We start from the raw sequence: 22,085 nt of genomic DNA on the forward strand, positions 1-22,085 counted from the left end.
GCAGGACGCCGGGGCTGACATGCCGAACTATCGCTACAAGGCGCTCAATCCGCATGGCGAGGTCTTCGATGGGCAGATGGAAGCGGCCAGCGAGGCCGAGCTGATCGCGCGCCTGCAGGACCAGGGCCACCTGCCGATGGAGACGCAGCTGGCCGACGCCGGCGCGATCGGCGGCAGCAGCTGGCGCAACCTGCTGCAGCAGCGCCCGCTGCAGGGGGCCGCGCTGCTGCAGTTCACCCAGCAGTTGGCGACCCTGCTCGGTGCTGGCCAGCCGCTGGACCGCGCGCTGTCGATCCTGCTGGGGTTGCCCGAGGACGAACGATCGCGCCGCGCGATCACCGACATCCGCGACGTGGTGCGCGGTGGCGCACCGCTGTCCACCGCGCTGGAGCGCCAGCATGGGCTGTTCTCGCGTCTGTACGTGAACATGGTGCGCGCCGGCGAAGCCGGTGGCAGCCTGCATGAAACCCTGCAACGCCTGGCCGACTACCTCGAGCGCAGCCGCGCGCTGCAGGGCAAGGTCATCAACGCGCTGGTCTACCCGGCGATCCTGCTGGTGGTGGTCGGTGGCGCGCTGTTGTTCCTGCTCGGCTACGTGGTGCCGCAGTTCGCGCAGATGTACGAAAGCCTGGACGTGGCGCTGCCGTGGTTCACCAACGCGGTACTGCAGCTGGGCCTGTTCGTGCGTGACTGGTGGGTGCTGCTGCTGGTGGTGCCCGGCGTGCTGGTGCTGTTCTTCGAGCGCAAGGCGCGGCAACCGGCGTTCCGGTTGGCGCTGGATGGCTGGCTGCTGCAGCGGCGTGGCATCGGTCGCCTCATCGGCGAGCTGGAAACCGCCCGGCTGGCGCGCACGCTGGGCACACTGCTGCGCAACGGCGTCCCCTTGCTGGGGGCACTGGGCATCGCGCGCAACGTGCTGGGCAACCGCGCCCTGGCCGCTGACGTCGAAACGGCCGCCGATGAAGTGAAGAACGGCGCCGGCCTGTCGCTGGCCCTGTCGCGCGGCAAGCGGTTCCCGCGCCTGGCGCTGCAGATGATCCAGGTCGGCGAGGAATCCGGCGCACTCGATACCATGCTGCTCAAGGCCGCCGACACCTTCGAACAGGACAGCGCCCGGCGCATCGACCGCATGCTGGCGGCGATGGTGCCGGCGATCACCCTGGTGCTGGCCTCGGTGGTCGGCGCGGTGATCGTGGCCGTGCTGGTGCCGCTGTATGACCTGACCAATGCCATCGGTTGACGATGGCACTCCCTGCAACCCCGACACTCCGCAACTGAAAGGACCGTCCATGATTGCCCGTCGCCGACCGATCCGCCTTTCCTTCACCGCCGCGCGCAACCAGTCGGGCATGAGCCTGCTGGAAATCATCATCGTCATCGTGCTGATCGGCGCGGTGCTGACCCTGGTCGCCAGCCGCGTGCTGGGCGGCGCCGACCGTGGCAAGGCCAACATCGCCAAGGCGCAGGTGCAGACCGTCGCCTCCAAGATCGACAACTACCAGATCGACACCGGCAAGCTGCCGGCCACGCTCAACGACCTGGTGACGGCGCCGGCCGGTGTCGGCGGCTGGCTCGGCCCGTACGCCAAGCCCGCCGACCTGAATGACCCGTGGGGCCACGCACTGGAGTACCGGGCGCCGGGCGAAGGCCAGCCGTATGAGCTGGTCAGCCTGGGCAAGGATGGCAAGGCTGGCGGCAGCAGCGTCGACGCTGACATCCGCTACCAGCCGTAACCGCGCATGACGCACTTCCTGCCGCGCCGGTTGCCACGCCCGCGCCTGCACGGCAGGCGTACGGCTGGACTGTCGTTGCTGGAAATGCTGCTGGTGATCGCATTGATCGCAGCGATCGGCCTGATCACCGCCGCCGGCCTGTCGCGCGGGTTCGCCGGCATGCAGCTGCGCAGCGCCGGCAAGGACATCGCCAGCCAGCTGCGCATGGTGCGCGCGCAGGCGATCGCCCGCGGCGAACCGCAGCGCTTCGTGATCGAACCGGCACGGCGCCGCTGGGAGGGGGCCAACCAGCGCCACGGTGAGGTGCCGGCACAGCTGCAGGTGCAGTTCGAAGGTGCCGCACAGCTGGCCACCGCGGCGGGGCAGGGCGTGATCGAGTTCCATCCCGATGGTGGCTCCAGCGGCGGCCGTATCCGGTTGCAGCGCGACGGTGCCGAATGGCGCGTCGACGTCGGCTGGCTGACCGGCGAGGTCCGCTCCGGCCCCTGGCGGGCGCAATGAAGCGGCGCGCGCGTGGCTTCACCCTGCTGGAAGTGATCATCGCTTTCGCCCTGCTGGGCCTGGCGTTGACCCTGCTGCTGGGCAGCCTGTCCGGTGGCGCGAAGCAGGTGCGTGACGCCGAGCTGCGCACGCGTGCGGTGCTGCATGCACAGTCGTTGCTGGCCCAGGCCGGTGTCGACGCGCCGCTGCAGGTGGGCAGCCAGCAGGGTGACTGGGAACAGGGGCGCTATCACTGGGAGCTGCAGGTCCAGCCGTGGGTGGAACCACGCGCCGGCAACGCCGTGCAGGCCACGTCAGCGGGCAACCCATGGCTGGCCGAGCTGCAGCTGCGGGTGCGCTGGGGCGACAGCGAGCGCGAACAACTGCACTGGCGCAGCCTGCGCCTGTTGCCGCCCGACCTGGAGAACGCGCGATGAAGCGGCGCGCCGCGGGCTTCACCCTGGTCGAAGTGATGCTGGCCACCGTGCTGCTGGCCGGCGGCCTGGCACTGGCCTTTGCCAGCGTGCGCTCGGCGATGGCGGTCAGCCAGCGCGGCGAGCAGATCGCCGCTGAAAGCGAACGCATGCGCGCGGTCGAGTCGTTGCTGCGCAGGCAGCTGGCGGGTGCACTGCGCACCCCGCTGGAGGCCCCGGACCCCACCCGCGAACCCATCTTCTTCCAGGGCGAGGAGCAACGCATGCTGTTCGCCGCCGACCTGCCCGGTTACCTCGGCCGTGGCGGCCCCTACCTGCACGCGCTGCAGGTGGACGGACGCGGTGGCCAACAGCGCCTGCTGCTGGACCTCGTGCTGCTGCAGGAAGGCGAGCGCATCGCCGAGAATCCGCCGCGCCCGCCGGAGGTGCTGGTGGACAACCTGAAGTCAGTGCAGCTGCGCTATCGCGGCATCGATGCCAGCACCGGGCAGGTGACCGACTGGCTGCCGCGCTGGGATGACACCCGCCGCCTGCCGATGCTGGTGGAAATCCAGATCGTGCCATCCCGGGGCGCGCCGTGGCCGCCACTGGTGGTGGCGCTGCGTGCCGGTGGCAGTGGAGGCACGCGATGAGCCGTCAGCGCGGGGCGGCATTGGTGCTGGTGCTGTGGCTGATCGCATTGATGACGGCGCTGGTCGGTGCGTTCGCGCTGAGCGCACGGGTCGAGCACCTGCAGCAGCGCGTGCTGGATGACGATGCACGCGGGCAGGAACGTGCGCGCGCCGGCCTCGAATATGCCCTCATGCGCCTGTCAGCCGATCCGCAACGGGCGCCCTGGCGTGCCGATGGCCGTACCTACCGCTGGCAGTTCGACGACGCCAGCATCGAGATCAAGGTGCTGGACGAGAACGGCAAGATCAACCTGAACCTGGCCGACGCCGCACTGCTGACCGCCTTCCTCAAGGCGCTGGGCGAAGACGATGCACAGGCCCGGCAGTTGGCCGGCGCCATCATCGACTGGCGCGACGAGGACAGCCTGCTGCAACCGGGCGGTGGCGCCGAAGCGCCGGACTACGCCGCAGCCGGATTGCCCTACGGCCCACGCAACAAGCGCTTCGAGACCCTGGGCGAGCTGCAGCGGGTCCTGGGCATGCGCGGCCCCCTGTACCGGGCGATGCTGCCGCACCTGACCCTCTACAGCCGCCAGGCACGGCCGGATCCGCAGTTCGCCAGCGCGCCGGTGCTGACCGCGCTGGGCCTGGATGCGGACAGTGTGATGGCGCAGCGCGCACAGCAGGAGCGTGATGCAGATTCCGCTGGCGGCACGACAACGCTTGCCAGCAGCAGCGGCACCTATAGTATCGAGTCCGGTGCCATCGACGGCAGTGGACGCAGGTCGGTGTTGCAGGCAGTGGTACGCAGTGGCTCGGGCGGGGTTCCCGGGCGGACTTACACAGTGCTTCGCTGGGAGCAGGGAATGACAGCAAGATGACGGCGTGGCAGGACAGTCTGCGGCAGGTGCAGGGCCGGATCGGCCCGGGCGCCGGCCGTTTCCTGCGCTGGTGGCGGCAGTCGCTGCTGGCCTGGGTGCCGGTGCGCTGGCAATGGGCATTGGGCTGGGGCCAGGCACGCCTGCTGCTGCAGCACGAGGGCGACCAGCTGCAGGTCTGGCGTGAAGCCGGCGAACGCCGCGAAGGGGTGGCGCGCCTGCCGTGGCCGCTGTCGCCGGTGGAGCTGGACCGCGTGCTGGAGCCTCGCCTGCGTACTCTGCCGCGGGTGTGGCTGCTGCCGGCGACGGATGTCCTGCGGCGTAGCCTGCGCCTGCCCGCTGCAGCGGCCGACCGCCTGCGCGCCGTGGTCGGTTTCGAGATCGACCGGCAGACCCCGTTCGAATCATCCCAGGTCAGTTATGACGTGCGTGAGCTCGGCGCGGGCGGCGAGGGCCAGCTGCAGGTCGAACTGGTGGCGTGGCCATTGCGGCAGCTGGACGCATGGCGCACCAGTGTGGGCCCATGGGCCGATGCGCTGGCGGGCGTCGATGCCATCGATGCGCAGGGCAACGTGCTGCAGGTGAACCTGCTGCCGCCCGCACAGCGCCAACTGCGGCCAGACCCGATGCGACGCTGGAACCTGCTTCTGGCAGTGGCTGCCGTCGTGATGCTGGTACTGGCCGCGGTGCAGCTGCTCGACAACCGCCAGGCCGCCGCCGATGAGCTGCGTGCACAGGTCGAGCGCAGCGCGCGCAGTGCGCGAGGTGTGGCCAGCGAACGCGCGCAGCTGCAGGCGCTGATCGATGGCGCCGCATTCCTGGAGAAGCAGCGCAGCCAGCGCGCCGGCACCGTTGAAATCTGGAACGAACTGACCCGGCGCCTGCCGGAAGGTACCTACCTGGAGAAGCTGGCGATCGAGAACAACAACCTGCAGCTGATCGGCCTGAGCCGCGAGGCGTCGCAGCTGGTGCAGCTGCTGCAGGACGCACCGCAGTGGCGCAAGGTCAACCTGACCGGGGTGCTGCAGGCCGATGGCGCGGCCAGTGGCCGCGACCGCTTCACCATGACCGCCGAACTGCAGCCGTTGCCGGCCGCCGCACCAACCCCGGAGGCGGCCGATGCCGATGCCAAGCGCACGCCGTGACCGCTGGCTGGCGCTGGCACTGCTGCTGGCAGTGCTGGGCCTGGCCTATCTGCTGCTGGTGCACCCCTGGTTCACCCAGCCGCTGCGTGCGATCGATGCCGATGTCGCCGCCCTGCGCGAACGCGAGTCGCGCGTGCAGGCGCAGCTGCAGCAGCAGCCGCAGATCGAACAGCGCCTTCGCGCTACCCGCGAGGCACTGCAGCAGCGGCCAGGCTTCCTGCGCGAAGCCACTGCCGAAGCTGCCGCCGCTGCATTGGGCGCCCGGCTGCAGGATGCGGTGGCGATGGCCAGCCCGGGCAACCGCAGCTGCACCATCAGCAACCGCACGCCGCTGACCGACAACCGGCGCGACGCCGAGTTCGTGCGCGTCGCCATGCAGGTGCGCCTGCGCTGCGGGGTGGCCGAACTGGCCACCGTGCTGCACAGCCTGGAAACCGGCAGCCCACGCCTGTTCGTCGACAACCTCAACCTGATCGCGCAGCGCTTCCAGCAATCACCGAACGAATCGGGGCTGGGCCTGGACGTGTCCTTCGAGCTGGCCGGCTATCTGCTGCCGGGCGCTGCCGCCGATGGCACGGTTCCGGCGCCTGCTGCGACACCGGCACCGTCCGCGTCGCCGGCCGAGGCCGCACCTGCGCCGCAGCCGGCGCCCCCGTCCGAAGGGCAGGAGGTGGCCGATGAAACTTGAGCAGATCAGCCTGCGTACCGGCTTCCTGCTGGCGCTGGCCGGTTGGGCGGCCGCCGTCTGGCTGGCGACCGGCTTCGGGCTGGGCAGCCAGCTGCCGGGTGCCGGCGGTGATGCCGACGCCGCGCCATCGCTGCCATCGCTGCCGCCGCTGGCGGCCGAGCGCATGGCCAGCGCCGACAGCTACAGCGCGATCGGTGAGCGCCCGTTGTTCGCCGAAGACCGCAGGCCGCGGCCTTATCTGCTGGGTGGCAGCGAACCGGCGGCCAGCGCCGCGTTGCGCCTCACCGGTGTGCTGCTGACCGGCGATTTCGGCATGGCCACGTTCACCACCGAACAGAACCGCTCGCTGCGCCTGCGCCTCAACGGCGAAGCCGTGGATGGCTGGCAGCTGGTGGCGCTGCAGCCGCGCCAGGCGACGGTGATCGGCCCCGGTGGCAACCAGGTCCTGGAACTGGCGGTGTTCAACGGCCAGGGCGGTGAGCCGCCGACGGTGCTGCGCGGTGCCAACGGCGCACCGCCTGCAGGTGCGATCGTGGTGCCGCCCTCGGCGGGCGCTCCGCCGGCGCCGCCACCGCCCGCGGCAATCCCATCGCCGTCGCCCGCTGGCAATGCACCAGCGCCTGCGGCGGCCGCTGCAACAACCCCACCGGCCAACAACAACGGTCCCAGTGAAGCGCAGATGCAGGCCATCCGCGAGCGCATCCAGGCCCGCCGCCGCCAGCTGCAGCAACAGCAGCAACAACCGTCGCCGCCCCCGGGCGATGGCACCAACCGATAGAGTGAATGCATGAACCTGCGTTTTCTTCCCTGGTCCTTTGCCCTCGCGCTGCTGGTCGGCTGCAGTACGGTGTCCGCGCCGCACGTGCAGCGCAACGGCAATCTGTCGCCAAGCGCCGACGCCGGCCAGGCGGCCGATGTCGCTGCCGATGCCGCCCGTGAAAGCCAGGGGGCACCGCAGGCGGTGATCCGCCGCGGCACCGGCACCATGATCAACCGCGAGGCCGCGCGTGCGCCGGCACCGGCGCTGCACGGTGCCAGTACCGGCGAGGCGACCTTCAACTTCGAAGGCGAATCGCTGCATGCGGTGGTCAAGGCCATCCTTGGTGACATGCTTGGCCAGAACTACGTGATCGCACCAGGCGTGCAGGGCACGGTCACCCTGGCCACGCCCAAGCCGGTATCGCCGGCGCAGGCACTGAACCTGCTGGAGATGGTGCTGGGCTGGAACAACGCGCGGATGGTCTACAGCGGTGGGCGCTACAACATCGTCGCCGCCGACCAGGCGCTGGCCGGCACGGTCGCGCCAAGCACGGCACCCGCGGCCAGCGCGCGCGGCTTCGAAGTCCGCGTGGTCCCGCTGCAGTTCATCTCCGCCACCGAAATGAAGAAGGTGCTGGAGCCGTACGCGCGCCCCAACGCCATCGTCAACGTGGACAGTGGCCGCAACGTGATCACCCTGGGGGGTACCCGCGCGGAACTGGAAAACTACCTGCGCACCGTCGAGATCTTCGACGTCGACTGGTTGTCGGGCATGTCGGTGGGCGTGTTCCCGATCCAGTCGGGCAAGGCCGAGCAGGTCGCGGCCGACCTGGAAAAGGTGTTCGGCGAAGAGAGCAAGACGCCCAGCGCCGGCATGTTCCGTTTCCTGCCGCTGGAGAATGCCAACGCCGTGTTGGTGATCACGCCGCAGGTGCGCTACCTGGACCAGATCCAGCAGTGGCTGGATCGCATCGACACCGCTGGTGGCAGCGCCCGCCTGTTCTCCTACGAGCTGCGCTACATCAAGGCGCGCGACCTGGCCGAGCGCCTCAGCGAGGCCTTCGCCAGCAGTGGCAACCGCGGCGGCTCCAGCCCGGCCTCGCTGGCACCGGGCGCCATTCCGTCGCAGCTGGGCGGCGACGGCGACCGTGGCATGGACAACAGCAGCAGCAACCTGGGTTCGACGCTGGGCGGAACCAGTGGTAGTGGCAGTGGCAGCAGCAATGGCAGCCTGAACCTGCCGCAGCGCCAGCCCGGCAACGTCAGTGTCAGCCTGGAAGTGGAGGGCGACCGCGTCGGCGTGTCGGCGGTGGAGGAAACCAACACCCTGCTGGTGCGCTCGACGCCGCAGGCGTGGCGCTCGATCCGCGAGGTGATCGAGAAGCTGGACGTGATGCCGCTGCAGGTACACATCGAAGCCCAGGTGGCCGAGGTCTCGCTGGATGGCGACCTGAAGTACGGCGTGAACTGGTTCTTTGACAATGCCGTGGCCGGGCGTGCCCTGACGGGCGCATTGGGCGGCGTGACCCTGCCGGCGGCAGCGGGTGGCTCGTGGAGCAGCTTCGCCGGTGCCGCAACGGGCGGCGAAGGCCTGGGCTGGGCATTCACCGGCCACAATGGCGCGGCGGTGGTAAGTGCGCTGGACAAGGTCACGGATGTACGCCTGCTGCAGACGCCTTCGGTGTTCGTGCGCAACAACGCCGAGGCCACGCTCAACGTGGGCGACAAGGTGCCGATCAACACCACCACGGTGAACACCGGCGTGGGCACCAGCACCTACAGCTCGGTGCAGTACATCGACACCGGCGTGATCCTGAAGGTGCGCCCGCGCGTGACCCGCGATGGCACGGTGTTCCTGGATATCGTGCAGGAAGTGAGCAGCGCCTCGAACGTGCCCGACAACTGCAATCCGACCGAGCGCAACTGCAACCCGCGAATTTCCACAAAGAAGCTGTCGACCGAAGCGGCGGTGCAGAGCGGCGACACCATCATGCTGGCTGGCCTGATCACGGATTCGGGCACCGATGGCAGCAGCGGCATTCCCGGCCTGAGCCGTATTCCGGTAGTTGGCGCGCTGTTCGGGCAGAAGAGCCGCTCCAGCCGCCGTTCCGAGGTGATCGTGCTGCTGACCCCGAGCATCGTGCGCAACAGCCTGGAATCGCGCAACCTGACCGACGAGTACAGCAAGCGCTTCCGCGCGATGGAGCCGCTGAACCAGCCGCGCGCGAAGAAGTAAGGGGTTACGGCCGGGCGGCGCCCGGCACCCGCCGAGGCCGGAGCAACGGCAACGGCCAAAGCGAAAGCAACAGCAACAGCAACAGCAACAGCAGCAGCGGGTTTACTGAGGGAGGGTGGGTCGGCGTGGGGTGGCAGGACACGCCGTAAACCCGTCCCTGGGGGCTCGATGGCGCCATCCATGGCGCCAACGGTCCTGCCACCCCACGCCGACCCACCTCTGACAGACTCCCGCGGCTGTTGGTAGGTGTCGACCTTGGTCGACACGGTGGATCCGCGCCATGCGTGGATGACTGTCTGTCAGATTTCGAAATCAGAAAATGGGGTCAGATCCGTTTTCCTCTGGAAAACGGATCTGACCCCAGGCTTTGCCGACAGATCGCAGAAATCTGTCGAAGGCGGGGTGGGTCCGGTTGCGGGGGCGTGAGCCGCATGGATGCGGCGACCGAGCTTACATGGACGTACTTGCAGCGTCCCCCGCAACCGGACCCACCCCGCCATCCCCCAGGAACCCGCTCTGGCTGTTGCTTCGGCTTCGGCTCCAGCCTCCGCGGGTGCCGGGTGCAACCCGGCCGATACCCTCCCGGTGCTACGCTGTGGCCACCGACAACCACGGAGGCGGGATGGGGGCGATCGTGTTGTTGCCGCTGTGCGTGGACGATGCCGCACTCGACCGCTGCCTGGCCGCGCTGGATGCCGGCACGGCGCCAGGGACCGCGGTCTGGTTGGCCGATGACGCACAGACCGGGCCACGCGCGCAGGCGGTGGTGGAACACTGGCTGGCGCATACGCCGCTGCAGGCCGAGTACACCCGGCGCGCGCGGCCACTGGGCGAAGTCGCCCATCTGGACGAGATGCTGCGCGCCTGCGATGGCCTGGACGTGGCCGTGCTGGCGCCGGACAGCGTGCCATCACCCGGCTGGTTGCAGCAGTTGCAGGATGCCTTCGCCCGCGATGCCGCGATCGCCACCGCAACCCCCTGGTGCAATGCCGGCGAGACCGCCGCGTGGCCACGGCTGGGCGAGATCAATCCCGAGCCGCAGGACCCGGTCCTGCTGGCGCACACCTGCGCGACGCTGCCGACGCTTCACCCGGAGCTGCCATCGGCGGTCACCCACGCGGTGCTGGTGCGCGGCAACGCGCGCCGTCGCGCCGGCGGCCTGGACATAGACAGCTACGCTGGCTGGAACGCGGCACTGGTCGACCTCAGCCTGCGCATGGCCGGCCTTGGCTGGCGCAACGTGCTGTGCGAGACCGCCTTCGTCAGCCGGGCAGGGGAGGCGGTCAGCCGCGATGGCGATCTGGAGGCCCTGGCCGCGCGCTGGCCGGCCTGGGTACCGCGGCTGGCCGATTTCCTGATGCACGACCCGCTGCACGGGCTGCGCGCCGACCTGCAGCAGCGCATGCGGCAGGCGATAATGCCGAAGGAACAGGGCGACCTGTTCGTCCCGTCAGTGCCGGAGCCACCCGTTTGAATGTTGCCATCGCCGCCATCGTCGTCACTTACCAGAGTGGGAGCACCATCGATGCCTGCCTCTCGCGCCTGCGCCAGGCGCAGGATGTGGCCGAGATCCGGGTGATCGACAATGGTTCGCTGGATGGCACCCTGGACATCGTGCAGCGGCATGCCAGCCACGATCCACGCGTGCGCTTCGTCGGCAATCCGGACAATCCCGGCTTCGCCGCCGCCAACAACCAGGGCGTGGCCGACTCGCACAGCCCGTGGCTGGCCTTCATCAACCCGGACCTGATGGTCGAGCCGGACACGCTGGCCGAACTGCGCTCCCGCGCCGAAGCGCTGGGCGACTGCCTGCTGGGCGTTGAGCAGGTGGACGAGCATGGCCATGCCGACGAGGCGGTGCGCCGCCGCGACCCGGATTTCCTGAAGATGCTGCGTTCGCCCGGCAAGGGCTCGAAGCTGGCGGTTCCGCGTGAGCCGCACCAGGCACTGCAGCGGGTGCCGGCACTGTCCGGCGCACTGCTGATGATGCCGCGCGCGCTGTTCGACCGTATCGGTGGCTGGGACGCGGGCTATCGCCTGCACGCCGAGGACCTGGACCTGTGCCGGCGCGCGCGCGAAGCCGGCGCGGTGGTAGCGATCGCCAACGACCTGCAGGTTACCCATGTGCGCGGTGTCTCCAGCCGCTCGCGGCCGTTCTTCGTGGAATGGCACAAGCACAGGGGGCTGTGGCGCTACTTCCAGAAGTTCGAGGCCAGGCAGCGTTCGCTGCCGGTGCGCGCGGCGGTATGGGCTGCGATCTGGGTGCATGCGCTGATGCTGGTGCCGCGCCTGCTGCGCAGGTCGTTGTAGAGCCGAGCCCACGCTCGGCTGCATGGAAAGGGTCATCCACGCAATGGTGTGGCTCCACTCGCCGCGCCCACGGTTCACTCCGCCGGGCGCATAATCCGCCCCATGCCTATCATCCAGTCCCTGCTCGACACCGACCTGTACAAGTTCACCATGATGCAGGCGGTGCTCCACCAGCACCCCGGCGCCCAGGTGCAGTACCGGTTCAAGTGCCGCACCCCCGGCATCGACCTGGCAAGCTACATCGCCCAGATCGATGAGGAAATCGACCACCTGTGCAGCCTGCGTTTCAGCGACGCGGAACTGGACTACATGCGTGGCCTGCGCTTCGTGAAGCCGGACTTCGCCGATTTCCTCGGCCTGTTCCATCTGGACCGCAAGTACATCCAGCTGCGTGCGTCGACGGCCGTGCCCGGCGAGATCGAGCTGGACATCACCGGCCCGTGGCTGCACACGATCCTGTTCGAAGTGCCGCTGCTGGCGATCATCAACGAAGTCTGGTTCCGCAACACCACCACGGCCGACTTCGCCGAAGGCGAGCGCCGCCTGCAGGCCAAGGCCGCGCTGCTGCGCGATACCCCCGGTTTCGAGCACTGCCGCATCGCCGACTACGGCAGCCGCCGCCGCTACTCGCGTGACTGGCATGCCCGCCTGCTGCCGCTGCTGCGCGACGCGCTCGGCCCGCAGCTGGTCGGTACCAGCAACGTCCACTTCGCGCGCCTGTATGGCATGACCCCGCACGGCACCATGGCCCACGAGTACCTGCAGGCGTTCCAGGCGCTCGGCCCGCGCCTGCGTGATTCGCAGGTGGCAGCACTGGAATCGTGGGCGCGCGAGTACCGCGGCGATCTTGGCATCGCGCTGTCCGACGTGGTCGGCCTGGACGCGTTCCTGCGCGACTTCGACATGTATTTCTGCAAGCTGTTCGACGGTGTGCGCCATGACTCCGGCGATCCGTTCGACTGGGGCGACCGCATGCTGGCGCATTTCCAGCAGCGCCGGGTCGATCCGCGCAGCAAGGTGCTGGTGTTCAGCGATGGGCTCGACATCGCCAAGGTGATGCGGCTGTACGACTACTTCCGCGGTCGCTGCCAGGTCGCGTTCGGCGTTGGCACCCACCTGACCAATGACCTCGGCCCGACGCCGCTCAACATCGTCATCAAGATGGTCCGCTGCAACGGCCAGCCGGTGGCCAAGCTCAGCGATTCGCCGGGCAAGAGCATGTGCGACGACCCGGGTTACCTGGCCTACCTGCGCCAGGTGTTCGAATTGCCGCAGCCGGAGTAATACCGGCCTGCAGGGCTTACAGGTAGTCGACGACCACCAGGTAGGCGCCCTGCAGCGGCTGCTGCTTCGAAGCCTGCACGCTGTAGCGCTCGGAGAAGGCGATATCGCCGGCGCGCATCGCGCTGGCCGACACCGACAGCTTCTGGCCCTGGCGCTTGCCGTCACGCAGCGTCGCCGCCTGGCCATCGGCCAGTGCCGTCACGGCCACCGTCGAGCCCTTGGCCGACGGTGGGCAGGCCGCCAGGCTCAGCTCACCCTGGGACAGGTTCGTCGTGCAGCCCGGCTCGGCGATACGGCCGCTGAAACGGATGCTGCCGCTGCTGGCCTGGGCCAGCGCACTGACGGACATCAGGGCCACGCACAGCAGAATGGAGTTCCTCATGACACGTTCTCTGGTTCGGTGTGTCCTAGTTAGCGACAGGATCGATCAACCTTTAATAGGACGATTCCGAATCTGCTAGGGCCATCACCAAGAAAGAGTGATGCGCATCAAAGAAGCCAAATTTCCCCTGAAAAATGCCTGTTTCCGCGCGTGCCGAACGCGTCGCGCAATGCGACATCCCCAGTCGTTTGTAGCGTGACCGGGCCCCGCGTCAAATCCCCCGCACCCCGAGGCTGTGATTCGCCTAACACGTCACATTTAAGGCGTCAATGAATTGGCGTTCAGAAAAATAATGAGACTTTCATCACAGTTGTGCCTATACTTGCGTCACGGATTCAGGGAGAGGTATGTCCGAGTCCGGCCACAGGTGAGACGCAAGGATGGGTCTTGTTAGCCCGGCAGTGCTCCTTGCTTCCTCCTCTACTTCTCATCTCTTCAGTAGGGTTAGGTAAAAGCGAATGCACAAGATGAACCTCATTGCCGCTCTGATGCTGGCCGCCGCTCCGCTGGCCGCCAACGCCGCCGACGGCACCATCACCTTCAATGGCAAGGTGACCGACAAGACCTGCACCATCTCGACCCCGGGCGGCAAGGACTTCGCCGTGACCCTGCCGACCGTGTCCAAGAACACCCTGGCCACCGCCGGTGCCGTTGCGGGCCGTACCCCGTTCGCCATCAACCTGACCAAGTGCAGCGCCGGCAACGTCGCCACCTACTTCGAGCCGGGTTCGACCGTCGACTTCAACAGCGGCCGCCTGGTCAACCAGGCCTCGGCCAACGCTGCCACCAACGTGCAGCTGCAGCTGCTGGGCTCGAACAACCAGTTCCTGCCGATCAAGGCTGCTGGCGCTGGCCTGGCGCAGACCAACTCGCAGTGGGTCACCGTCGGCACCGACGGCTCGGCCGATCTGAACTACTACGCTGAGTACTACGCCACTGCCGCCGCCACCCCGGGCGACGTCACCAGCAGCGTCAAGTACACGATCATCTACAACTGATCGTCGTCGTACCCGCATTGGCCGGCGTACGCGCCGGCCAGTGCTTCGCGGCCCCTGGCCACACCCCTCGAGCGTAGTACTTCCGATGAAAGCAATCTTTCCCCGGGCGCTGCTGCTGGCAGCGTTCACGCTGCCCTTCTGCCAGAGCGCTCTGGCCGGCGTGGTGGTCAACGGCACGCGAGTGATCTATCCGGCGCAGGCGCGCGAAGTGACCGTGCAGGTCGACAACGTGGGCGATTCGCCGGCGCTGGTCCAGGCCTGGATTGACAGCGGCGACGCCAACCAGACCGCCGACAACAGCGACGCCCCGTTTGTACTGACGCCGCCGATCGCGCGTGTCGAGCCGGGCCGCAGCCAGGCGCTGCGCGTGATCTTCTCCGGTGCGCAGCTGCCGACCGACCGTGAGTCGGTGTTCTGGCTCAACGTGCTGGATGTGCCGCCGTCGCCCGACAACGCCGACAGCGGCGACCAGAATTACCTGCAGGTCGCGTTCCGTTCGCGCCTGAAACTGTTCTACCGGCCGCAGGGCCTGAAGGGCGTCGCCAACGACGCGCCGGCAGCGTTGCGCTGGACCCGCACGGGCGATCGCCTGCGGGTGGAAAACCCCAGCCCCTTCCACGTCACGCTGGCCGAAGTGCATGCCGTGACCGGCAGCAGCGAGAAGACCGTCGAGGACAAGGGCGCCATGGTCGCGCCGAAGCAGAGCCTGGAGTTCACCGCACCGGCGGGCTCCGACCAGGTGCGCTTCATCACCATCAACGATTACGGCGGTCGGGTGGAGCACACGGTCCGCCTCGGCAGTACCGGGGGCTGAACGCGCCGCGCCGGCCATGGGCCTGCGCATCCCGCCACCGCCGCCGCGCGGCGAATTGAAGGAATGTCAGTGTGATCGGAAACAGATTGACATTGTCGATCCACCAGGCGATCTGCCTGCTGGTTGCTGGCGTGGCCTGCCCAGGATGGGCGCTGGCTGCGCCGGCCAATCTCGGCGAACAGGCGCTGATGGCGCAGAGCGGTGCGGCCAATGCGCGTGCACCCGAGTCGGCCCAGTTCAACTCCAGCTTCCTCTCCGGCCAGGCCAAGCAGGTCGACCTGGCCTCCTTCACCAATGGCAACCCGATGGTGGCTGGCACCTACCGTGTCGACGTCTACGTCAACGGTGGCTGGCAGGGCCGTCGCGATCTGCAGTTCAAGGCCGATGAGCAGGGCCGCGTCGACGCCTGCCTGCCGCTGCCGATGCTGGAAGAAATGGGTGTGGACAGCGAGGCCGTGCTGCTGCAGCAGGACCCGACGCTGCCGACCGACACGACCAGCTGCGTGCCGGTACAGCGGCGCATGGCCAATGCCTATGGCATCTATGACAGCGGCAACCTGCGCTACGACCTCAGCATCCCGCAGGTGTTCCTGCGCCGCGAGGCGCGCGGCTACGTCAATCCGTCGCTGTGGGACCGCGGCATCAACGCTGGCTTCGTCGGCTACAGCTTCAACGCCATCGACAGCGACAGCCGTGTTGAAGGGGGGCAGCGCAATCGCAGCGCCTACCTCGGCCTCAACGCCGGCCTGAACCTGGGAGGCTGGCAGTTCCGCCACGATTCCAACCTGACCTGGTCCGAAGGCAACGGCCGCCACTGGCAGAGCATTGCCACCTATGCGCAGCGCGGCATCCCGCAGGTGCGCGGCATGCTCACCATTGGTGAGGCCTACACCACGGGCGAGCTGTTCGATTCGATCGGCTACCGGGGTGCCAGCCTGGCCAGCGACGACCGCATGCTGCCCGATTCGCTGCGCGGTTACGCGCCGGTCGTGCGCGGCATTGCCGAAACCAACGCGCGCATCGAAGTGCGCCAGAACCAGCAGCTGATCTACTCCTCCACCGTATCGCCGGGCAGCTTCGTCATCGACGACCTGTACCCGACCGGCTACGGCGGCGACCTGGAAGTGAGCGTGATCGAGGCCGACGGCCGCCGCCGCGAATTCAAGGTGCCGTTCGGTTCTGTGCCGCAGATGCTGCGCGAAGGCGTGTCGCGCTACTCGCTGACCGCCGGCCAGGTGCGCAACAAGCTGCTGGCCGATGAGCCGTGGCTGGTGCAGGGTACCTACCAGCGTGGCATCGGCAACCAGTTGACCCTGTACGGCGGCAGCGCGCTGAGCGAAGGCTACCTGTCGCTGCTGTACGGTGTTGGCCTGTCCACGCGCGTTGGTGCCTTCGCTGCCGACGTCACCCATGCACGGACCTCGTTCGACCACTACGGCAGCCATACCGGCGCCAGTGTGCGGCTGAGCTACAGCAACATGATCGGCGAGACCGGGACCAACCTGACCCTGGCCGCCTACCGCTACTCCACTGAAGGCTTCTACAGCCTGCAGGACGCGCTGTATGGCCGTGATTCGGACAAGCGCGGCATCGATCCGACCACCCGTGGCCGTCAGCGCAGCCAGTTCCAGGTAACGCTGAACCAGCCGCTGGGCCGACGTGGCGGTGCGCTGTACGTGACCGGCTCGGTGCGTGACTTCTACGACCGTTCCGGCACCTCCAAGCAGTACCAGGTGGGCTACAACAACGCCTGGCGCTCGGTGAACTACGGTTTCTCGGCGCTGCGCACCGAAGAAGGCGTGCTCGGCCGTTCCGATACCCAGTACCTGCTGTCGATGAGCGTGCCGCTGGGCCGGGGCACCCACCCGGTGTCGTTCAGCGCCGACCTTGGCGCGCGCGACCGCGGTGGCTACGACAACAGCCGCGTCGGCATCACCGGTTCGGCCGGCGTCGACAACAACTTCAGCTACGGCGTGGCCCTGTCCGATTCCCGCGAGGGTGGCACCACTGCGGTCGGCAATGCCGAGTACCGCAGCCGCTACTCGGCGTTGAACGCCACCTACAGCCACTCGCGTGATTTCCGCCAGGCGTCGGTCGGTGCCAACGGCAGCGTGGTCGTGCATCCGGGCGGCTTCACCTTCACCCCGCAGCGCGGCGACACCATGGTGCTGGTCGAAGCGCCGGGCGCGCGCGATGCGATCGTCAGCAACGCGCCGGGCCTGCGCGTCGATGGCCGCGGCTACGCCGTGGTGCCGTACGTGTCGCCGTACCGCCTCAACACCGTCACCCTCGATCCGCAGGGCATGGCCCACGACGTCGAACTGGAAAGCACCAGCCAGTCCATCGCGCCGTTCGCCGGTGCCATCAGCTACCTGCGCTTCGACACCCGCAAGGGCAACGCGCTGCTGATCCAGGTGCGCAACGCCGATGGCCGCAGCATGCCGTTCGGTGCGCAGGTCAAGGACGAACAGGGCCAGCCGGTCGGCATGGTCAGCCAGGGCGGCCGCCTGTACGTGCGCAGCGAGAAGAACCAGGGCCAGTTGCAGGTCGAGTGGGGCGCCGGTGCCGACCAGCGCTGCACCATTGATTACCAGGTACCGGCGGGCGCCGATGCGTCCAAGACCGGCTTCATCCCGCTGGAGGCAGCATGCCGATGATTTCTTCCCGTGGCCGCCAGGCGCTGGCCGCGCTGGCCGTACTGGGCGGCGTGCTGCTGGCGCAGCAGGCCAGCGCCGCCTGCCGCATCCAGAACAGCTGGTTCATCGCCCAGGACGTGACCATGGACATGGGCCAGATCGTGATCCTGCCCAGCACCCCGGTCGGCGGTGTGATCAAGGAAATCAGTGAACCGATCACCCAGCAGAACAGCGTTGCCCGCTGCGATTCCTGGACCGGCGGTCGTTCGATCGGTGAGTACGTCAACGCAGCGCAGAAGCGCCCCGTGGCCGGCTTCTCGAACGTCTATGAAACCGATGTGGCAGGCGTCGGCATCCGCCTGTACCGCGATTCGGGTGCGATCCAGACCTACTACCCGCACTCGATCAACTTCGGTGGCGGTTCCGTGGTCAGCCTCATCGGTGGCCAGTTCCGCATCCAGCTGATCAAGACCGCTGCGCAGACCGGTTCGGGCGTGATCGCGCCGAACGGCCGCTTCACCAACTACTACTTCGACGGCGATGGCCCCGGGCGCCCGGTACTGACCTCGACGTTCAAGGGCTCGGGCACCACCGTGGTCAGCCCGACCTGTGAAGTGCAGGCCGGCAGCCGCAACATTGCCGTCGATTTCGGCAGTGTGCCCAACACCACCTTCACTGGTGTCGGCTCCAAGGCCGTTGATCGCGACTTCGAGATCCGCCTGAACTGCCAGGGCAGCAACGTTGCCGCCTACCAGAGCAAGATCGGCATCCGCCTCGATGCCGACCAGGACAGCTCGAACATGCCGGGCGTGCTGAAGCTGAGCGCGGCCAGCAACAGTGCCACCCGCATCGGCATCCAGATGGTCCAGCGCGATGGCAGCACCGAGCGTGAAGTGCGCTTCGGCCAGACCATCAGCGTTGGCACCACCGCGCCGGGTACCAGCGTCATGGCGCTGCCGCTGCGCGCGCGCTACGTGCAGACCCAGGCCGGTACGGTGGGCGCGGGTGTCGCAAACGGCCAGGCCACGTTCACCATCCAGTACGAGTAAGGCCGCCCCGGCGGCTGCCCCTGCTGCGTTCCGCCGCAACGTCGCCCGGCTCACGGGCGGCGTTGACTGCGTCTTGATCCTGCAACGATGAAGATCGATGCCACGTCGCGCATACAGACGCCTTAGTGTGATGTATGTCGCGAATTTGGAGTTTCCTCATGAGGTGACCGTCTCCTGCCTGCGGGTGCTGGACGGCAACGCCGAAAGGATCCAGACGTGGCTACTGCTGCTCGCCCCCTTCCGCGCCGGCTTTCGGGAGCGCTCCGGTGAAGGTCCTGTCGGTGTTCGGCACGCGACCGGAAGCCATCAAGATGGGGCCGCTGGTGCGCGCCCTGGCACACGCTGCGGATATCGAATCGGTGGTCTGCATCACCGGGCAGCACCGGGCGATGCTCGACCAGGTGATGGCGCTGTTCGAGATCACCGCCGACCATGACCTCGATGTCATGGTGCCCAACCAGACCCTCAATGGCCTGTGTTCCAGGCTGTTCGAACGGCTTGACGCGCTCTACACGCAGGTCCGCCCCGACTACGTGCTGGTGCATGGCGATACCACCACGGCGATGACCGCGGCCCTGGCCGCGTTCCATCACCGCATCCCGATCGGCCATGTCGAGGCCGGCCTGCGCACCGGCGACATCCACCGGCCGTGGCCGGAGGAGATGAACCGGCGGGTGATCGATGTGGTCGGCCATCAGTTGTATGCACCCACTCCCGGCTCGCGCGCCAACCTGGCCCGTGAGCACCTGGGCGGGCAGATCCTGGTCACCGGCAACACCGTCATCGATGCCCTGCAGCAGACCGTGCAGCGGCTGGATGCCGATCCGGCACTGCGTGCGCAGGCCGACGAACCCTTCCATATGCTCGACCCCGGCCGCCGGCTGCTGCTGGTCACCGGCCATCGCCGCGAGAGTTTCGGCCAGGGCTTCGAGGACATCTGCCGTGCGCTGGCCGAGCTGGCACGGCGGCCGGACCTGCAGGTGCTGTACCCGGTGCACCTCAACCCGAACGTGCAGGGCCCGGTCAATGCCCACCTCGGCAACCTCGACAACGTGCACCTGGTGCCGCCGCAGGATTACCTGCGCTTCGTGCGCCTGATGCAGCGCGCCGACGTCATCCTCACCGACTCCGGTGGCGTGCAGGAAGAAGCCCCGGCGCTGGCCAAACCGGTGCTGGTGATGCGCGATGTCACCGAACGGCCGGAGGCGGTCGAAGCCGGTGTGGTCACGCTGGTCGGCACCACGCCCTCGCGCATCGTCGATGCGGTCAACGCGGTGTTGGCACGCCCCCCGCAGCCGGCCCGCTTCGACCCCGATGCCAGCCCGTACGGGGATGGCCGCGCCAGCGCCCGCATCGTCGCCGCCCTGCGCGGTGCGCCCCTTCCCGAATTCTCGCCCGGCGTCCGCAGCAGCGGCGCCGTCCACCCCATCCACGCGAAGTGACGCCATGACCCAGACCGGCCGCTCTTCCCTGTTTGCATCCGCCGCTGCGTTCGTCCTGTCGGGCGTGGTTGGCAGTGCCCATGCCGCCGACAGCGTCGCCGGCCAGTTCACCGAATGGAGCAGCGACAGCACGGTGAACCGGCAGATGACCCTGCGCGAACTCGGTTTCCGCCAGCCACTGGTGCTGAGCGGGCAGGAGAGCCAGCGCGAGGTCTACCTGCCGGTGCCGGCCGGTGTGGCCACCCGCGACGCGCAGCTGCAGCTGGATGGGCGCTATGTGCGCGGCCACGCCGGGCGCACCTCGGGCCTGTGGTCGGTCGATGGCGACCCGATCGCGGCGCGTTCGATCACCGATGCCCAGGGCGATGCCAGCCAGCTGCTGGCCATCGATGGCGAACCCCGCCAGAGCGGCTTCGTACGGGTCGGCGTCGGCTGGTGGTCGATCGTGTCCGATTACCAGTGCGCCGACCAGAGCGCGCCGGCCAATGTGCTGCGGCTGTCGCCGGACTCGCGTTTCAGCTACCGCTTCGACGGCCGCGCCGTGGATACCGTTGCCAAGGCGTGGGGGGCGCTGCCACCGCGGGTGCGCCTGCTGGTGGATGGCAAGGCGCTGCAGGCACCGGCCTACGATGCGGCCTGGCGCATCGGTACCGCGTTGCAGGCCGGGGGCAAACAGGTGCAGGTGGTGGCCCTGCCCAAGGTCGGTGACAGTGTTGACCTGGCCGGTATCAGCATCCCGGCCAGCCTGCAGGGCGTGCCGGCCTACGCCGCGCTGGCCACGGGTGAGCGCGCGCATGCGATCAGGGATCTGGCCGAAGTCGGCGCGCTGCTGTCATTGCGGGACAGCGGGCCGTTGGCCGCCGATGTGATGATCGGCAGCGATGCACTGCGCGCCGGCGTGCGTGCGGCGCTGGATGCGCTGGCCGTACAGGTCGGCGCGGCGGGGGCCGATGCGGGCACCGCGTTCGCCGCGTGGCGCGGTACCGACATGGGCGGCCTGGAAAAGCCCGCCGCCAACACGTCGGTCAGCGTGGTGGCCGTGGCCGGGCGTCCGACGCTGGTGGTCGACCCGGCGGCGGCGGGCAAGGTCGCCGGGCTGCTCGCCGAGCAGTGGCGCAGCTATGCACTGGGTCGCAGCCTGCAGGTCAGCGCAGCGGGCACGCCCAGACTGGATGGTGACCAGGTACTGCTGAGCCGGCTCGGCAACATCGCCGGCACCATGGATGTGGTGACCCGCGCCGACCGCAGCGCCAGCTTCGACCTCGGCGCACTGTCGGCCGATGGCCGCCTGCCCGAGCAGGTGGTGATCGATGTCTCGGCGGCCCCCAACGCGGCCGGGCAGGGCGCGGTCGCCACGATCTACCTCAACGATTACCTGCTGGGTGGCAAGCTGCTGTCGGCCAACGGCCAGCCGCAACGGCTGGTGGCCAAGGTGCCGGCCTACGCGCTGTCGGCACGCAACGAGATCCGTGTCAGCTTCCTGCGCCAGCCGGCGCGTCCCTACTGCCACGATCCGGCCACGGGCTATCCGGTCTCGATCCTGCCCAGCAGCCACCTGACCCTGGCCAAGCGTTCGCTGGGCAGTGACTTCGTGGGTGCCAGCAGCCAGCTGTCGCGCGGCAACCAGGTGTTCGTGCCCGGCACCTGGCTGCAGGATGCGCCGGCCTCGCTGGGCAAGGTCATCGCGGTGACCAGCGCAGTGGGCGCATCGCCGGAGGCATCGGAACTGAAGGTGGTCGAAGCCGGTGCCGTGGTCAGCCCGGGCGCGCCGTGGCTGGCGTTCGGCGTGGCGCCATCCGGTGTCGATATGGCCGGCCTGAAGGATGGCCACCTGCTGATCGGCGGCAAGCCGCAACCGCTGTTGGATGTGAGCGGGCTGGATCGTGCCGCGGTGGTGCAGGTGGGGTCGTCCGGTGGCCAGCTGGGCGTTGTTTACAGCGACCTCGGTGCGCAGTCACCGCCGTTCGGCGCCCCATTCCGTTTGCTGCGGGGCGATCTCGCCGTGCTCGACGGCAGTGATGCCGTGCGCGAATTCGACCGCCAGGATCCCTACGGCACGCGTATCGCGCAGGACGGCAACCCGCAATCGAAGTGGGAACGGCACATGGTCTGGCTGCTGCTGCTGGTCGGCGTGATCGTGTTCGCGCTGCTGGCCGCCCGCGTCACCCAGGTGCGTCGCCGCAAGTCCGCCAACACAGGGCACTGA

At 68.4% G+C, this 22,085-nt stretch carries 19 protein-coding genes and 1 pseudogene; 19 read left to right on the forward strand and 1 reads right to left on the reverse strand.

The features are described 5' to 3' along the window. The first annotated feature begins 19 nt into the window (after positions 1 to 19). The 13 genes from xpsF (at position 20) to pncB (ending at position 12,558) form a co-directional block, all read left to right on the forward strand. Positions 20 to 1,240, forward strand: a complete 1,221-nt coding sequence (gene xpsF, locus AC5P98_RS17675; protein ID WP_032956504.1) for a type II secretion system protein XpsF — start codon at positions 20 to 22, stop codon at positions 1,238 to 1,240. 49 nt (positions 1,241 to 1,289) lie between these two features. Then, positions 1,290 to 1,733 carry a type II secretion system major pseudopilin GspG gene (gene gspG, locus AC5P98_RS17680; protein ID WP_014645890.1) on the forward strand — a complete coding sequence of 148 codons (444 nt, stop codon included), beginning with the start codon at positions 1,290 to 1,292 and terminating at the stop codon, positions 1,731 to 1,733. A gap of 6 nt (positions 1,734 to 1,739) precedes the next feature. Continuing rightward, positions 1,740 to 2,234 carry a type II secretion system protein XpsH gene (xpsH, locus tag AC5P98_RS17685; protein ID WP_049404744.1) on the forward strand — a complete coding sequence of 165 codons (495 nt, stop codon included), beginning with the start codon at positions 1,740 to 1,742 and terminating at the stop codon, positions 2,232 to 2,234. Continuing rightward, a complete protein-coding gene (xpsI, locus tag AC5P98_RS17690; protein WP_049404743.1) occupies positions 2,231 to 2,650 on the forward strand; it encodes a type II secretion system protein XpsI in 420 nt (139 codons plus the stop codon). Before xpsH ends, xpsI begins: the two co-directional genes overlap by 4 nt. After that, on the forward strand, positions 2,647 to 3,279 hold the full coding sequence (locus AC5P98_RS17695) for a type II secretion system protein J (protein ID WP_049404741.1): 633 nt from the start codon (positions 2,647 to 2,649) through the stop codon (positions 3,277 to 3,279). Before xpsI ends, AC5P98_RS17695 begins: the two co-directional genes overlap by 4 nt. Continuing rightward, entirely contained in the window at positions 3,276 to 4,139 is an 864-nt protein-coding gene (locus AC5P98_RS17700; protein ID WP_049404739.1) for a type II secretion system minor pseudopilin, read from the forward strand. Before AC5P98_RS17695 ends, AC5P98_RS17700 begins: the two co-directional genes overlap by 4 nt. Beyond that, positions 4,136 to 5,281 carry a PilN domain-containing protein gene (locus AC5P98_RS17705; protein WP_049404737.1) on the forward strand — a complete coding sequence of 382 codons (1,146 nt, stop codon included), beginning with the start codon at positions 4,136 to 4,138 and terminating at the stop codon, positions 5,279 to 5,281. Before AC5P98_RS17700 ends, AC5P98_RS17705 begins: the two co-directional genes overlap by 4 nt. Further along, positions 5,256 to 5,969, forward strand: a complete 714-nt coding sequence (gene gspM / locus AC5P98_RS17710) for a type II secretion system protein GspM (RefSeq protein ID WP_049404735.1) — start codon at positions 5,256 to 5,258, stop codon at positions 5,967 to 5,969. Before AC5P98_RS17705 ends, gspM begins: the two co-directional genes overlap by 26 nt. After that, complete coding sequence (locus tag AC5P98_RS17715) at positions 5,959 to 6,747, forward strand: type II secretion system protein, XpsN-like (RefSeq protein WP_014645897.1); 789 nt, start codon at positions 5,959 to 5,961, stop codon at positions 6,745 to 6,747. The genes gspM and AC5P98_RS17715 overlap by 11 nt, the downstream gene beginning before the upstream one ends. Before the next feature lie 9 nt (positions 6,748 to 6,756). Further along, complete coding sequence (gspD, locus tag AC5P98_RS17720) at positions 6,757 to 8,964, forward strand: type II secretion system secretin GspD (protein ID WP_049404733.1); 2,208 nt, start codon at positions 6,757 to 6,759, stop codon at positions 8,962 to 8,964. A 622-nt stretch (positions 8,965 to 9,586) separates the two neighbouring features. Then, positions 9,587 to 10,438: a glycosyltransferase family 2 protein gene (locus AC5P98_RS17725; protein ID WP_049408712.1), complete on the forward strand. Its 852-nt coding sequence runs from the start codon at positions 9,587 to 9,589 to the stop codon at positions 10,436 to 10,438. Continuing rightward, the gene (locus AC5P98_RS17730) at positions 10,435 to 11,274 is read left to right on the forward strand and encodes a glycosyltransferase family 2 protein (RefSeq protein ID WP_049408713.1); all 840 of its coding nucleotides are present in this window, start codon (positions 10,435 to 10,437) and stop codon (positions 11,272 to 11,274) included. Before AC5P98_RS17725 ends, AC5P98_RS17730 begins: the two co-directional genes overlap by 4 nt. Before the next feature lie 102 nt (positions 11,275 to 11,376). Next, on the forward strand, positions 11,377 to 12,558 hold the full coding sequence (pncB, locus tag AC5P98_RS17735; RefSeq protein WP_014645901.1) for a nicotinate phosphoribosyltransferase: 1,182 nt from the start codon (positions 11,377 to 11,379) through the stop codon (positions 12,556 to 12,558). A 16-nt stretch (positions 12,559 to 12,574) separates the two neighbouring features. On the opposite strand, the gene AC5P98_RS17740 is transcribed toward pncB, so the two are convergent. Then, the gene (locus AC5P98_RS17740; RefSeq protein ID WP_014645902.1) at positions 12,575 to 12,940 is read right to left on the reverse strand and encodes a hypothetical protein; all 366 of its coding nucleotides are present in this window, start codon (positions 12,938 to 12,940) and stop codon (positions 12,575 to 12,577) included. 458 nt (positions 12,941 to 13,398) lie between these two features. Here AC5P98_RS17740 and AC5P98_RS17745 point away from each other — a divergent pair, with 458 nt between their 5' ends. From AC5P98_RS17745 to AC5P98_RS17770, 6 genes and pseudogenes are all read left to right on the forward strand, one after another. After that, on the forward strand, positions 13,399 to 13,938 hold the full coding sequence (locus AC5P98_RS17745) for a fimbrial protein (protein WP_014645903.1): 540 nt from the start codon (positions 13,399 to 13,401) through the stop codon (positions 13,936 to 13,938). Positions 13,939 to 14,023: 85 nt separating this feature from the next. Continuing rightward, entirely contained in the window at positions 14,024 to 14,752 is a 729-nt protein-coding gene (locus tag AC5P98_RS17750; RefSeq protein ID WP_049408714.1) for a fimbrial biogenesis chaperone, read from the forward strand. A gap of 92 nt (positions 14,753 to 14,844) precedes the next feature. After that, complete coding sequence (locus tag AC5P98_RS17755) at positions 14,845 to 17,409, forward strand: fimbria/pilus outer membrane usher protein (RefSeq protein ID WP_049408715.1); 2,565 nt, start codon at positions 14,845 to 14,847, stop codon at positions 17,407 to 17,409. Then, positions 17,400 to 18,437, forward strand: coding sequence for a fimbrial protein (locus AC5P98_RS17760; RefSeq protein WP_046428755.1), 1,038 nt, complete (start codon positions 17,400 to 17,402; stop codon positions 18,435 to 18,437). Before AC5P98_RS17755 ends, AC5P98_RS17760 begins: the two co-directional genes overlap by 10 nt. Positions 18,438 to 18,703: 266 nt before the next feature. Beyond that, positions 18,704 to 19,887 (forward strand): annotated as a pseudogene (gene wecB / locus AC5P98_RS17765) (non-hydrolyzing UDP-N-acetylglucosamine 2-epimerase). After that, positions 19,884 to 22,085, forward strand: coding sequence for a membrane protein (locus tag AC5P98_RS17770; RefSeq protein WP_049408716.1), 2,202 nt, complete (start codon positions 19,884 to 19,886; stop codon positions 22,083 to 22,085). Before wecB ends, AC5P98_RS17770 begins: the two are co-directional and overlap by 4 nt.

This window comes from Stenotrophomonas sp. YJH_SMC_135 (genome assembly GCF_059372355.1).